Origin of the sequence: Brachybacterium vulturis (assembly GCF_043641765.1) — a bacterium.
Lineage (GTDB): Bacteria > Actinomycetota > Actinomycetes > Actinomycetales > Dermabacteraceae > Brachybacterium > Brachybacterium vulturis_A.
Genome location: NZ_JBHZRO010000021.1, coordinates 37,705 through 50,915, shown reverse-complemented (window position 1 = coordinate 50,915; position 13,211 = coordinate 37,705). Strand labels below are relative to the sequence as shown.

The window sequence follows — 13,211 nt, the reverse complement described above, 5'->3', positions numbered from 1 at the left end:
TCCTGGCCATGGTTCATGATCTCGCTTCCCCAGCAAATGCTGGAATCAGCGTGTCCACGAACAAGGGTCAGGCCCCGTCCGAGAAGTCATCCTCGTGGTCACTCATCCCAACACCCACCTTTCGTACGTCTGCCACGACGGGGCTCCACCCAACGATGCGCCCATCATGACCAGTTCCGGTCTCTTCGTCACTGCCTGTACAAGCCGCTCCACCACGACCTCATGCGCGGGGAACCGTGCCCCGAGCGCATCGACCTCCGGCGCCGGGGAGGAATCGGCAGCGAGCGTCAGATACGCGCGCACCACCGCTTCCTCATCGAGGGACCCCTCGACGGCGCGAGCCGCGCGTACTGCCTCCGCCTGCTTCAGCAGTCCCGGCAGCTCAGCGCAGACTTCCAGTGCTTCGCCCTGCTCGACCTGAGCGCGCAGCAACCGCCGCAGCAGCGCCGACAGCGCCGCTTGGCTCACCGCACCTCCGTCGTGCAGAACCCCCATCATGCTGTCCAACCGCCAGGTGTCCACGTCGCGCACGATCAAGCAGCGCCACTGTTCATCAACAGCAGCCACACGCTGTACGAAGGGGTACACCTTCTCCAGGTGGTTGAAGTTGGCTCGGGCGGCTAGCTCCCGGTGCCGCTGTCCCGAACGGGTGCCGGGAACCTCTAGCCATGACTGCGCATCGGCCATGTCGCTGGAAGGGTGCAGCGCATGGAACGGGACAGCGGGACGGCCCTGGTCCTCGACCAGACCCGCCCCCTCGCGCATCCACCATCGCGTCATGCTGTCCGCCGTTCGTGGTCCTCGCGCGCAAGTCGCAGCAGGCGCCGCATCACCGCGTCGTAGCTCATGTGTCGCCACCGGCCAGCGTCGTAGGCCCGGTGCATGTAGTCATGGTGAGGCCGGCACAGCGCCACCATGTCCCCATGGCGCTCCTGGCCCATTCGGTCGTAGGTCAGGTGGTGCAAGTCGTCCCACTCCTCGCTGTCGCACACGGCGCAGCGCACCGGCTCTCCGGTGCGCTGCTCCTCCTCCTCGATCCAGCGCCGCCGCCGCTTGTGCCATGCCCCCGAGGCCATGTACTCGGCGTACTGGGTACGGCGCCGTGCCCGCTGTCGGCCCACCACGGCGTGAGCTCGAACTCTCCTCATCGGTTCACGCGCCGCCCGGTGGGGCGCAGCGCCGTTAGCGACCATGCCGCTGATCTGGCCGCCCGCGATCCCGATTCCGTGCACCCTCGCGCGGTTGAAGGTCCGCCGCGACTGCTCTGCGATCTCATGGAGCCCGATACCGCGCAACCGCGTGTTGAGCTGTTCTTCCAGTTCTTCGCGCTCGTTCGATCGTTCCCACGGGTTCCCGGTCAGAACCTCGACAGCCACCATCAAGTCCTCGGCCTCGTCACCGCGCGCCAGGACGGCAGCCGCATTGGCCGTCGCGCTACGTCCGAGCACAGCAAACCGTTGCACCGCGTCATCAGAGAGGGACAGTTGGGAGTCTGGCCGCACTGCGTCCGCGTTGATGCCCTCGTCCGCCAGGGTCTTCGTGGCCGTGATGTACCCCGACTCCAGCGCATACAGATAGCGATCGAACTTCCGCAGGTCCACCCAGTCAGTCAACACGGGATCGGCAGGGGATCGGCCAGCGATCCGCTCTGATTGCTCCAGCCCGTCAAGTATCGCCGCCGCCGCCCGATCCATCTCGACACGACCAACTCCAAGGGCGCGGGCAGCGCTCGGGAGCGTCAGGTTCCGCCCTCCCTCAGTGCGGATGAACTTCAGCGCAGAGTCGCTCCTTCCCAGCGCTACCGTGATGTTCTCCTCCGACCCCTCCCGGCCGACCACAGCGAAAGGTGGCTCACGATCCAGCTGTGCCCACTGGACCTCCAGCGGCCCCGACACTGCTTCGCTGTGGTCGTTCCAACGAGCTTTGAACCCCTCCCACTGCTCCTGATGCTCGGCCTCAAAGCGTGCCGGCCAGCGCTGCCCTACGCTCTCGGCGGTATCGGCAGGCTTCTCTGTTGGAATCCTCATCGTCCGGTCTCCTCACTTTCATCGCCGGGCGCGCAGCGTGGGCCGCGGCCCCTCATCCACCGGTGACTCCTCGCGGATCTTCGCCGGCACCTGTGCTTCCATACGCAACGCATTACGCACCCGCCGCTGGTCGCTGGTGGGTGCTTCCTTCCCTTCCGGCTTCGGCGGGGCTCCGGTGCCCAGGTCGCCGCCTACCGGCATTCGATCCACAGTGCCGTTGACCGCCTTCATCACGCGGTCTGCTGCATTGACCGTCATCTCTGCCGTGAGGCTCGGATCGGCGCGGTTCTGGCCGAACGTCCAGCCCGCGGCATACGCATCGGAGGAGGTTGAGGTGTCCATGCCGTGCAGGCCCGCGATGACGTGCGCGAAGGTCTCCGCCTCGAACTCGATCTGCCCTCGATGCGCGGAGCTGTCGAGCATGTCGGACCCCGCCTCGGGGGAGTGGAGCTTGATGTGGCCCAGCTCGTGCAGCAACGTCGCCACCTGTTCGTTCTCGCCACGGCTCGCATCGAAGGTCACTACCTTGGTGCGGAAGTTCGTCGCCCCTTCCTCTCCGGTCTGCCCATCAGCCGTGCCCGCGAGGGTGTATCCCTCCTCAGCGATTTCTGCCTCCACTGCCTCGCGCAGTCCTTCTGGGACAAGACCGGGAGCCAATGGCTCCCACGAGGGCAGCGCCGGGATCTCCGGCCCGTCCGTCTGGGCAATGTCAAAGACGGTCGCGGGCTTCACCCCGACCATCTTTGACTCCACCCGCTCTCCCGGATTTGGCTTCTCACGGGGAGCCAGGCGCCGCCACGAGTCCGCGTCCTTCGGCGTTGACGAGGCGAACTTTGCCGTGACGGGGGAGAGGATCTGATAGCCCTTCTCGCCCTTGCGGACCTGCCGGCCCATCTCCTGGAACTGCTTGTATCCCGCGATCATGCTGGGGCGCTCCGGCCGCTGTTCCGGGTCCTCCTGTGCCTGACAGCGCGCCCCCCACTGCTGGTAGATCAGCATCGCGTTTCGGGGAGACCGGGAGCGGAACTGCGCCACGAACTCCACCAGTTCGCGCGCCTCGGACCCGGTAGCGATCGCAGATACGCGATCGGCCATAGCCTCGGTCAGCTGCTCGACCCGCTGGGCTCTGTCTGCGAGATAGTCCTCGCGTGATTGCTTCGGCATCACTGCTCACCCTTCGCGGTCTCGGTAGCGGTCTTGGTAGGTTCCGGCACTGCTGCCGCCCCCACCGATCCAGTGGCCCGCTTCTGTTGATCCTTCTGCTTCGCGTATCTGCGGAAGGCCGGCTCCATCTCCACCACGATCAGATGCTTCGTTGCTTCCACGACGCAGGCCAGGCCGCGCCGCATGGTCTCGATCTGGCTTTTCTCCAGCACGTTCTCCTCGCGCTCGGAGTAGGACCGGCCAGCCTTCTCGCCCCGCCGACCACTGCTCACCGACTCCTGCACGATCGTCCGAGTCCCGGCGATGCGGGACAGGGAGCTGAGTACCGAGTCATCGACCACGCCACCGAGCACGAAACGCTGCGTGGATGCTTCCCACAGTGCCCGCGCGCCGGCGGCGCCGTAGCGCAGCTCCGCTTGGGCGAGGGACTGGAACCCGGCCGTGGTCTGCACACCGATTCCGCCGCCCTCGCTCATCATCCGCGGCAGCACCGGCAGCGTGCCGATGTTCCCGATCTCGTCGAGGCTGAGGTGCATGGGAGGTTCGATCCTTCCGCCCGGAGCGCTGTTGGCCTGGACAACCGCCCGCCGCCACACTGCATCCACCAGGGTCAGCACCAGCGCAGAAGCGTTGCCGTTCTCCTGCGCAATCAGGTAGATCGTGCCGGAGCGGCGCAGGAAGTCATCAATGTTCAGCTGCTCGCCGGTAGGACCGAACGTGTCTCGGATGCGCGGATCGACTAGGGCGGTGCCGAGGTTCGCGGCCGGAGCCCACATATTCGCGCGGGTCTCCAGATCATCCATCTTCACCACGGACTCCAGCATCGCCGCTAGATCCTCCGCGCCCGCCCGGTCTTGGAGGATCGTCAGCGCGTCCTCGGCGAACTTCGGATCGAAGCACCACCGCTGGAAATCGGTCATGCTCACTTCACCGTCAACGGCCGCGGCGTGCAGCAGCGGTGTGAATACGCGCTTGGTGACGTTCTCCCAGAAATCACCGTTTTGGACACCACTGGCCCCACCGGCAGCGAGCACCTTCGCCCGCGACAGAGCCTCGGTCACTTCCTCGCACCCCGACCACAGGCACCAACGCACCGTGCCCGGGAGGCCGGCTTCTGCTCCCACCCCCTCCGGGTCACAGATCAGCATGGGACCACCCAGCTCCGCTCGCTGGGCCCACGTCAATCGCACCAGCTCCGTCTTGGTGGAGGTGGACAGCACGGCGCCGGGAGCCTCGATCGCTCGCGGCGCGATGACGTTCTGGGTCTTACCCACGCGGCTCGGAGCCAGCAGCATCGTCGGCGTCTCAAACGTGGTGTACACCTTCACGCCCTGGCACCGCCCGTCGTAGAAGGCGTAGTCGGTGACCTGGGGGCGCCGCCCCTCGGCCACGAAGTCCGGCCGAATCTGCTTCCGGCGCGCCATGACCGACCGCTGCCCGTACTCCCGCGCGACCACGCGCTTGTCAGGTAGCCCCTTTTCCTTCTGGATCTCCTGCCGCTGTTGCTCGCGCTGGCCCCGCACGGTGCGGAACATCGCCACCGCCAGGAACCCCACAACGACCAGCAGCACGACAAATACCGTCCACACGGCCGCAGTGGAGCCGGCACCGAGAGCGGCGCCGGCTCCACCGGGACCGGTGACCGCTGCCCACAGCTCACCGGGGCCGGCACTGTACGCACGCCCCGAGAGCGTGGCGACGATCCAGCCGGCCACCCACAGCAGGACCGGCGGCACCAGCACCACCAGCAGCAGATACGGCAGTGCGGCCTCGAGCCCTCCAGCTCGACGCCGCATCTCTTCTCTCGTGTCACGCCGCGCCATGGGCCACCATCCGCTCATCGGTATCGAACAGGGCCGCTTCTCGCTCGGTACGAGTGACCTGAACCAGGCTCATCCGCTGCCCGACCCGCCACAACGACTGCCCCCGCCGCAGCCGGGTCAGCAGGCTCGACGCCGTATCGGTCAGATCCAGCATCTCCTGAGCAGCCGCTACCGCCTTGCCGGACTGCCGAAACGAGATGACCGTGGAGGAGTCATTGACCAGGTTCGCGGCCATGGCGCGGGAGGCTTCCCCGCCGTCGCCCGCGGTCTGGAGGTCTCCGAAGCCGTGCATCACCAGGACGTTGGAGATGCCCCAGTTGCGAGCAACCTTCCAGTGCTCCTGCATCCGCCGCAGCAGTGGGGGCCGAGCGAACACCCTCCAGCCCTCGTCATAGATCATGTACCGCTGCGAATCGGTGCCGTCCATCAGCGCCGATTCCATCCACGACGAGGTACACGTCATCACCACGTCCAGCAGCTCACTGCCCCGCAGCCGCGACACATCGACAGAGACCATCGGGTCGGACGGATTGAACTGCACCCCCTCGGAGCGACGATCCAGCACACCGCCCAGCGCCCCGGTGGTCAGCCGCGCCAACGAATGGCCGACCTCGCGTGAATGCGCGGCGACCTCCGTCATGCGGCCGAACCCCTCCGGCACGCGACCGTGGCTGTTCTTCTCCGGGTTGAACAGCTCGTGCACGACCTCAGCGAGAGTCGGCTCCTCCTGCTCGCGCCGCTCGACCTGTTCCAGCGCGAAGGACAGAGCGCTGCGCTCCATCGCCCACAGCTCCCGATTCAGCAGCCGCTCCGCGATGGACTCCAGCAGCACCGCGCGCCGGTTCCGGGAGGTGACCACCCACTCCTGCTCGCTGATCGACGCGGGCCGGCGGATCGGGTTGGCCAGCGGATTGATCCTCGCCAACATTCCCGGACCGATCTCGAACGCCGATCCCCCGATCGCACGGCACGGGCCGGTCCACTCGCCCTTCACATCAGCCGGGACATAGGAGCGATTGTTGAACGCTGCCCCGCGCGAGGTCAGCACCTTGACCAGCGTGGACTTTCCCTCCCCGACCTTACCGCTGATGATGATGTTCGGATCAGAGATGATCCCTTCCTTGTACAGTTCAAACGGCCCATACACGAACGCGCTGCCACCCAGCAGGTTCCGACCCACCATCGTCCCCTTGGTCCCCAGGCCCGGGTCCGCGAGGAACGGATACGCCAGCCCCAGAATCCCCGAATCCGCGCGATGCGACGGAGCGATGAACGACCGCGGTGTGTGCAGTGCAGCCGGCCCCGCCTCACCCGCCGCCGGCAGGAAGTCACGCGACCTCCACGCGGCCTTCTCCTGCTCCGCCACCCGAGACCGCTGCGCCGCTTCTTCCTTGTACGCATCGGTGACCAGGCGCCGCTCAGCCTTGCGCAGCTCGCGCAGCTCCGGCTTCGACAGCTCCCCGAACCGGGATCGCATCACCCGGCGCTTCGTGCGTTCCTCCACCATCACAGACCCCTTCCAAACGGCAGCGCCCCGGCGATGAACGCCGACGCCTGCTCTCCACCAATGACTCGCAGCTCGCACCCCGACCGCAGCGCCGCCGTGCGCACCTGCTCAGTCGCCATACGTAACTCATCGAGCGTGTTCCCCGAGACCGTCACCAGGCCCGCGAAGTTCAGCGCCCCGTGCCCGGACTCCAACGCCTCCTCCTCACGAGCCAGAGCGGAACGCTCACGCTTGCGCTCCACCGAGTCCACAGCTCCCGACTTCCGCTCCCACATCCGGGAGGTCTCCGCCGAGGTCGAGGCACGCCGCGCCTGCGCCATGGCCTTCCTCGTCGGGATCGGCTCACAGATCAGAGCGAACGTATGACGCACCTGCGCGACCACGAGGTGCTGGAGGAACCCGGCCGTGGTCGCCTTCCGCGGCCACTCCACCACCAGCAGCACTCGCTGATACCCCGCCTCGGTCCGCAGATAGGTGAAGGACTCATCCAGCCCCATCGGGCCGGCGCCGGCCAGGGACCGGCCGACCTCCCGGTGAGCCTCCAGCTCCGGCTGCACGTCCGGGTCATAGGCACTGCGCGCCAGAACCGCCACATCATCAGAGGCCACCCAGGACACGAACGACAGCGACGCCTCCGAGAACTGGCTCCGCACGTACTCCATGCGACTGCGCAGCACCTCAGCACCACCGCTCACGCCGCCACCGGCCTGCCGAATCAACGCCGCCACACCACCAGCCTTCATGTCCAGCGTGATCGAGATGAACGACTCGTGCCGGATCGAATCGGTGCGCGAGCGCGAAAGATAGTCCGCGTACGCCTCGTACGCGGCCGGGGAGACCTGATCGCTGCCGTGCTCCTGGAACCACGCATTGATCTCCTCGCCGCCGTCGCTGACGGCCCGCAGCAACACCCCGACCCGGGTCACGCCGTTGGAGGAGTCGGTGCAGAAGCTCGACAGCAACGACCCCCACGCCCCAGCCACCACGTCCTGCCGGGTCCCCTCCGCCAGAGCGAACGAATCCATCGGCTCGACCTTGGCGATCGCCGTCAGCGACCGCGTACTCGGGTCATGCAGCAGCCCCGCCCCGGTGCGCTCATCGACCAGCACCCGCAGCCGCGCCGCATCACCCGGCAGGCCCAGCGTCCCCGCAGGACGAGGAGCCAGCGGCCGCACTCGGTACGACGCCTGACCCCGCACATTGCGACGGACCCACTGACCCAGCAGCGGCACCCACTGGACCAGCGGCCGACCCGTGAACCAGGTGGGCACCAGCGCCAACGACACGACGATGACGGCCGCAAAGAACAGCCAGTACCCGGTCATGAACGCCGCGATCAGACTCACGAACGCCACACCGACCAAGGCGAGCTGCGCCCTGCCAAGGCCCATGATGATGCCGCGGCCCGACAACCTCGGGAACCGCGCAGTGACCCGGTGTTCCTCGCTAGTATCCACAGCCATACCGGTCTCCTCCTCCTCCTTCTTCTTCTGCTCTCCCGGTCAGGAGAAGACCGCCGCGCCCTGGCCCGCGAAAAACCCGATCAGGGCGTTGGCACCCGCGCAGATGATCGCGACGGCCGCAGCCACAGCGAGGATCTTCACGCCGACGCTGCCGACGCCAGGACGATTGCTCAGCGAACCGAAGCCCCACACGATCGCTCCGGCGATCACCACGGCCACGGCCGCGAGGATGCCGATGTTCATCAGCGTTCCCACCACATCGACCAGGAACGTCCGCACCCCAGGGGGCAGCGCGTCCCACGTTGGCCTGACACCCGGGTCGGTTCCTGCCATCAGCTCGTCCAACATCTCCGGCTCCTTCACGACTCAACAGCGGTGCCTCTCACCGCTCATGAAGGGACAAGCCAGCCCGTCACGACACGCAACGAGGGGGGCCCGGCTTCCGCCGAGACACCCCCGTTGCTCCTCGGATAGCCAATCGAATATGGAGCCCAGGATTGGGGAGCTCCTTGCTTGCCGGGTCCGCAGGAGATCACCAGCGGCAGACCATGGCCGTCGACCAGCTGGCTGGCCCTTGCCGAGAGCCCGCCGAGGGAGAGCTGCTCAGTGCGAGTCCAGGCGGCTCGCGGCCCAGATTCTTGGGCTCCACAGTGCCCCCTGTGCCTTAGACGGGAGATCAGACGCCGCGCCCCTGCGGGGCGCGCTATTTCTGTCCTGCATCGCTTGACACCGCTCCTGTTCCTCTTTATTGTATAGCTAAATTTAGTCCAAAAATAAGGAGGAGCGGATGTCCACGAACACTGGTCGTACCGCCTCCGGCGCCGCCGCAGCACTGGCGCTGCTGGGAGCTCGCGGCTCGATGAGCCGCACAATGATCGCCCGGGAGCTGGGCATCAGCCCCGCGACGGTCACGCAGATCATCAAGGGCCTCGTGGAGCGAGGACTTGTCGTCGAGCTTGAGTCAGTGCCCAGCGGTGGTGGTCGCCCTTCCCGCATGCTCGGGTTGCGCAAACCCGCCGCCGTGCGCGCGATCGGCGCGAAAGTCACTGCGGCGCACGTCGCGATAGTGTCCGTCGGTCTCGACGGTGTCGAGCATGTCCAGTCCGCGCGCCCCTTCGACCCGTTTAGGCCGGACAGCCTCGATACCCTCGGCCGCATCCTCCGAGACGCCGTCGACGCGGAGGACGGGCTGGTGCTCGGCGTGGGCGTGGGCATCCCCGGCTCCGTGGACGACCAGGCCTCGGGCGTGGTCACCGCCCCGACGCTGGGCTGGATCTCAGTGCCTGTCGGCGACTCGTTGCGCCGCGCCCTCGGGGTGCCCGTGCTGGTGGAGAACGACGTCAACACCCTCGCCACCGCGGAGCACCTCTACGGCGTGGGCGGCGGCCACTCATCGTTCCTGGTCCTGACCATCGGCCGCGGCATCGGCGCTGGGCTGGTCGTGGACGGGGGGATCCGTCGTGGCGCCACCGGCGGCGCCGGCGAGATCGGCCACGTCCCGGTGGTGGACGACGGCCCGCTGTGCGAGTGCGGCAACCACGGCTGCCTCGAGTCGCTGATCGGCGAGGCAGCCCTGCGCGACCGCGCGATCGCCGCAGGGATCCTCGGGGCGGATGGCACCGTCGCGGACCTGCTCGCCCTCGCCGACTGCGGCGATACCTCCGCTCAGGAGCTCTACGCCGCGGCCGGCCGCACCCTCGGCCGCACCCTCGCCGGCGTGGTCCACGTCGTGGACCCTGAGCTCGTGGTCCTGCTCGGCGAGGGCACTCCTGCCTGGCCGCACTGGCGCGTCGGGTTCGAGGCTGCATTCCGGGGGCATCTGCTGCCCTCGCGCCGCGCGATCCCCTTCGAAGTCGAGTCATGGGACGAGGGCCGCTGGGCCCTCGGAGCGGCCGCTCTCGTCCTCGCGGCGCCGTTCGGCTCCGGCGACAGGTCGGGGGAGCAGGGCCGCCAGATCATGGCCCGGATGCAGAACGAGGCCGGCTCCGCACCGACAACGGGGAGGACTCGCTGATGTCACTAACCGCCACGGCACCCGTCAGCCACGCAGACGTCCCCCGCACCGGCACCGGCGCGTCGCGCCGCACCTCCGCCCGAAAGCGCTGGAGCAACCGCGGCTGGGTGCTGCTCTTCCTGCTGCCCAGCGCGCTCCCGCTGCTCGTGTTCACGCTCGTGCCGATGGTGAGCTCGCTGTGGGTGAGCCTGCACGACTGGAACCTCGTCTCGCCCATGACGTGGGTGGGACTCGGGAACTACACCGACCTGCTCACCTCCCCGGACACCCTGCGCGTGCTCGGCAACACCCTGTGGTACATCGCGGGCTACCTGCCGCTGGCGTACCTCGGCGGGCTCGGTCTGGCGCTGCTGTTGAACCGCTCCCTCAAAGGCCGCACCTTCTTCCGTGCCGCCTACTTCCTGCCCGTCGTGACCTCGTGGGTCGTGGTGGCCGTCGTGTGGCAGTGGCTGCTGAACCCCTCCCAGGGCCTGGTCAACGAGCTGCTCACACCCGTCCTGACCGCACTGAACGGGATCCTCGGCACCGAGATGACGGCGCCGGGCTGGTGGACCGACCCGCAGTGGGCGATGCCCTCGATCATCCTCGCCTCGGCGTGGAAGGACCTCGGCTTCATCATGATCATCCTGCTCGCCGGGCTGCAGTCGATCCCAGGAGATGTCCTCGAGGCCGCACGGGTGGACGGTGCGGGCCCATGGAAGTGCTTCTGGCGGATCACCTTCCCGCTGCTGTCCCCCTCGACCTTCTTCGTCCTGGTCATCTCGCTGATCAACGGCTTTCAAGTGTTCGACCAGGTGTACGTCATGACCGGCGGCGGGCCGTCCGGGTCCAGCCAGGTGGTGGTGGGCCAGATCTACGACCTCACCTTCCGCTTCGGCCGCGCCGGGGACGCCTCCGCCCTGTCCTGGATCCTGTTCATCCTGATCCTCCTCGTCACCGCCGTGCAGATGCGCGGCCAGAGCAAGTGGGTGAACCATGCCTGAGATGACCACCGAGACCCCCGTCGAGCCCCGCACTCCATCGCCGACCAAGCGCCGCCTTCTGGGACGGATCGCGTTGTACGCCGGCGTCGGCATCGGCGCGTTCCTCATGCTGTTCCCGTTCCTCTGGACCGTGATCACCTCGATCACTCCCAGCGGATCGCTCTCGGGCGGGCCTTCGCTGATCGTCGAGGACCCGACGCTGGACGCGTACCGGGTGCTCATGGAGTCCCTGCCGATGTGGCGCATCATCGCCAACTCCTTCGGCATCGCGATAGTGGCGACCGTGCTGCAGATGATCACCGGTTCGATGGCCGCCTACGGCTTCAGCCGCCTGGTGTTCCGCGGCCGCGGAGTCCTCTTCGCCGCGTACCTCGCCACGCTCATGATCCCGCTCCAGGTGCTCGTGGTGCCGCTGTTCATCCAGATGACCTGGCTGAACCTGAACGACACCTACCTCGCGTTGCTGGCACCGTCGATCGCCTCCGCCTTCGGCATCTTCCTGCTGCGCCAGGCGGTGGACGGGGTGCCGCGCGAGCTCGATGAGGCGGCGACCCTCGACGGCGCCTCGCACCTGCGGATCTTCGGCCTGGTCATCATGCCGCTGGTGAGGCCCGCTCTCGCGACCCTCGCAGTGTTCGCATTCATGAACTCGTGGAACGGCTTCCTGTGGCCGCTGGTGGTGATCCGCTCCCCGGAGCTGATGACCCTCCCGCTGGGGCTGGCCACCCTGAAGGGGCAGTTCACCACCCAGTGGGACGTGGTGATGGCCGGATCCGTCGTCTCCATCCTGCCCATCGCCATCGTCTACATGCTCGCCCAGCGGCACATCATCGCCGGCATGTCCCACACCGGCCTCAAGTAGCCCTCACCCCCCTCACACCGAAGGAACACACTCATGACCAAGCAGCTCAGCAGGCGCACAGTGGCGCTCGCCCCCCTCGCCCTCATCGGTGCCGCCGGACTCGCGGGGTGCAGCCAGGGCTCGGCGACCCGGACGGAGAGCACCGACGGCCGCACCATCGTGCGATACATGAACTTCACCGCGAACGACGGCCACGAGCAGGACCTCGAGACGATCGTCGCCGCCTTCGAGGAGGAGCACCCGGACATCGACGTCCAGGTCGAGACCCTCCCCTTCGACGACTACTTCACCAAGCTCCAGACCTCGCTCGCCGGGAACACAGCCGCGGACGTCGTGGACCTGAACTACGAGAACTTCGTCTCCTACGCCTCGTCCGGTGCGCTCGCTCCGCTCGAGGGGCTGGACACCTCGGCGTACAAGGAGTCGCTCGTGGAGTCCTTCAGCTACGAGGGCACCCAGTACGGCCTGCCGTCCTCCTTCTCCAACGTCGTGCTGTTCTACAACAAGGCCCTGTTCGACGCTGCCGGCCTCGACTACCCCGCCGCTGACTGGACCTGGGAGGACGAGCAGAAGGCCGCGACCGCGCTCACCGACACAGGCGCAGGCGTGTTCGGCGACTTCCAGCCCATCACCTTCCACGAGTTCTACAAGGTGCTCCAGCAGGCCGGTGGCTCCTTCTTCACCGAGGACGGCACCGCCCTAGCGTTCAACAGCCCCGAGGGAATCGCCGCGGCGACCTGGCTCGTCGAGAAGCCCGGCACCGTCATGCCCACCGAGGCCGACGGCGCGAGCACCCCGGACTTCGACAAGGACCTCTTCGCCTCCGGCAAGCTCGCCATGTGGCACTCCGGGATCTGGATGTTCGACGTGCTCTCGCAGACCGAGGGTTTGGACTGGGACATCGCTGTCGAGCCCGGCGACGTCGCCAAGAGCTCCGCGCTCTTCGCCAACGGCGTCGCCGTCACCGCGAAGTCCGCTCAACCCGAGGCCGCGCAGCTGTTCGCCCAGTTCCTCACCTCCTCGGACGTCACCGTCGAGACGCGTCTCGCAACCTCCTGGGAGCTGCCGCCCGTCGCCGATGAGGAGGCGCTCGCCCCCTACATCGACCAGCCGCTGCCGGCGAACCGCCAGGCCGTCTTCGACGCGCTCGAGGACGTCGCCCTCCCGCCCGTCATCTCCTCCCAGCAGGAGATGCAGGACGCGATCAACGAGGAGCTCGCCAATGCCGCAGACGGCCGCAAGACCGTCGAGCAGGCGCTCGCCGACGCCGCTGACCGGGTCGGTGCGCTGCTCGGCTGAGCAGCCCTCTGTCCCTCTGTGCGGCGGCGGCACCCTGCCGCCGCCGCATCCGCCCCCACCCACAGGACG

The 13,211-nt window shown here is 67.5% G+C and carries 11 protein-coding genes; 4 read left to right on the top strand and 7 right to left on the bottom strand.

The genetic code is table 11. The features are described 5' to 3' along the window. Positions 1 to 102 precede the first annotated feature (102 nt). Genes ACHUEU_RS14440 through ACHUEU_RS14410 form a run of 7 tightly spaced genes read right to left on the bottom strand, consistent with a single transcriptional unit; the run spans position 103 to position 8,332 of the window. Positions 103 to 780, bottom strand: a complete 678-nt coding sequence (locus tag ACHUEU_RS14440; RefSeq protein WP_394216822.1) for a hypothetical protein — start codon at positions 778 to 780, stop codon at positions 103 to 105. Then, a complete protein-coding gene (locus ACHUEU_RS14435; protein WP_394216821.1) occupies positions 777 to 2,027 on the bottom strand; it encodes a hypothetical protein in 1,251 nt (416 codons plus the stop codon). The genes ACHUEU_RS14440 and ACHUEU_RS14435 overlap by 4 nt, the downstream gene beginning before the upstream one ends. Before the next feature lie 18 nt (positions 2,028 to 2,045). After that, positions 2,046 to 3,191, bottom strand: coding sequence for an ArdC-like ssDNA-binding domain-containing protein (locus ACHUEU_RS14430; protein ID WP_394216824.1), 1,146 nt, complete (start codon positions 3,189 to 3,191; stop codon positions 2,046 to 2,048). Beyond that, positions 3,191 to 5,014, bottom strand: a complete 1,824-nt coding sequence (locus ACHUEU_RS14425) for a type IV secretory system conjugative DNA transfer family protein (protein ID WP_394216820.1) — start codon at positions 5,012 to 5,014, stop codon at positions 3,191 to 3,193. Before ACHUEU_RS14425 ends, ACHUEU_RS14430 begins: the two co-directional genes overlap by 1 nt. Continuing rightward, positions 5,001 to 6,521, bottom strand: a complete 1,521-nt coding sequence (locus ACHUEU_RS14420) for an ATP-binding protein (protein ID WP_394216819.1) — start codon at positions 6,519 to 6,521, stop codon at positions 5,001 to 5,003. Before ACHUEU_RS14420 ends, ACHUEU_RS14425 begins: the two co-directional genes overlap by 14 nt. Beyond that, positions 6,521 to 7,984 (bottom strand): SCO6880 family protein, encoded by a 1,464-nt coding sequence (locus ACHUEU_RS14415; RefSeq protein WP_394216818.1) that lies wholly within the window; start codon positions 7,982 to 7,984, stop codon positions 6,521 to 6,523. Before ACHUEU_RS14415 ends, ACHUEU_RS14420 begins: the two co-directional genes overlap by 1 nt. Before the next feature lie 39 nt (positions 7,985 to 8,023). Further along, complete coding sequence (locus tag ACHUEU_RS14410) at positions 8,024 to 8,332, bottom strand: hypothetical protein (protein WP_394216817.1); 309 nt, start codon at positions 8,330 to 8,332, stop codon at positions 8,024 to 8,026. 439 nt (positions 8,333 to 8,771) lie between these two features. Here ACHUEU_RS14410 and ACHUEU_RS14405 point away from each other — a divergent pair, with 439 nt between their 5' ends. The 4 genes from ACHUEU_RS14405 to ACHUEU_RS14390 are packed head-to-tail and all read left to right on the top strand — an operon-like array spanning position 8,772 to position 13,142. Next, complete coding sequence (locus tag ACHUEU_RS14405) at positions 8,772 to 9,998, top strand: ROK family protein (RefSeq protein ID WP_394216816.1); 1,227 nt, start codon at positions 8,772 to 8,774, stop codon at positions 9,996 to 9,998. Next, entirely contained in the window at positions 9,998 to 10,981 is a 984-nt protein-coding gene (locus tag ACHUEU_RS14400) for a carbohydrate ABC transporter permease (RefSeq protein WP_394216815.1), read from the top strand. The genes ACHUEU_RS14405 and ACHUEU_RS14400 overlap by 1 nt, the downstream gene beginning before the upstream one ends. Position 10,982: 1 nt before the next feature. After that, a complete protein-coding gene (locus tag ACHUEU_RS14395) occupies positions 10,983 to 11,843 on the top strand; it encodes a carbohydrate ABC transporter permease (RefSeq protein ID WP_394216814.1) in 861 nt (286 codons plus the stop codon). 33 nt (positions 11,844 to 11,876) lie between these two features. After that, a complete protein-coding gene (locus ACHUEU_RS14390) occupies positions 11,877 to 13,142 on the top strand; it encodes an ABC transporter substrate-binding protein (RefSeq protein ID WP_394216813.1) in 1,266 nt (421 codons plus the stop codon). Positions 13,143 to 13,211 lie beyond the last annotated feature (69 nt).

What these genes read in the sequence shown, in the direction of transcription:
- ACHUEU_RS14440 (WP_394216822.1), bottom strand. Translation starts at nt 780, where the DNA reads ATGACGCGATGGTGGATGCGCGAGGGGGCGGGTCTGGTCGAGGACCAG.
- ACHUEU_RS14435 (WP_394216821.1), bottom strand. Translation starts at nt 2,027, where the DNA reads ATGAGGATTCCAACAGAGAAGCCTGCCGATACCGCCGAGAGCGTAGGG.
- ACHUEU_RS14430 (WP_394216824.1), bottom strand. Translation starts at nt 3,191, where the DNA reads ATGCCGAAGCAATCACGCGAGGACTATCTCGCAGACAGAGCCCAGCGG.
- ACHUEU_RS14425 (WP_394216820.1), bottom strand. Translation starts at nt 5,014, where the DNA reads ATGGCGCGGCGTGACACGAGAGAAGAGATGCGGCGTCGAGCTGGAGGG.
- ACHUEU_RS14420 (WP_394216819.1), bottom strand. Translation starts at nt 6,521, where the DNA reads ATGGTGGAGGAACGCACGAAGCGCCGGGTGATGCGATCCCGGTTCGGG.
- ACHUEU_RS14415 (WP_394216818.1), bottom strand. Translation starts at nt 7,984, where the DNA reads ATGGCTGTGGATACTAGCGAGGAACACCGGGTCACTGCGCGGTTCCCG.
- ACHUEU_RS14410 (WP_394216817.1), bottom strand. Translation starts at nt 8,332, where the DNA reads ATGTTGGACGAGCTGATGGCAGGAACCGACCCGGGTGTCAGGCCAACG.
- ACHUEU_RS14405 (WP_394216816.1), top strand. Translation starts at nt 8,772, where the DNA reads ATGTCCACGAACACTGGTCGTACCGCCTCCGGCGCCGCCGCAGCACTG.
- ACHUEU_RS14400 (WP_394216815.1), top strand. Translation starts at nt 9,998, where the DNA reads ATGTCACTAACCGCCACGGCACCCGTCAGCCACGCAGACGTCCCCCGC.
- ACHUEU_RS14395 (WP_394216814.1), top strand. Translation starts at nt 10,983, where the DNA reads ATGACCACCGAGACCCCCGTCGAGCCCCGCACTCCATCGCCGACCAAG.
- ACHUEU_RS14390 (WP_394216813.1), top strand. Translation starts at nt 11,877, where the DNA reads ATGACCAAGCAGCTCAGCAGGCGCACAGTGGCGCTCGCCCCCCTCGCC.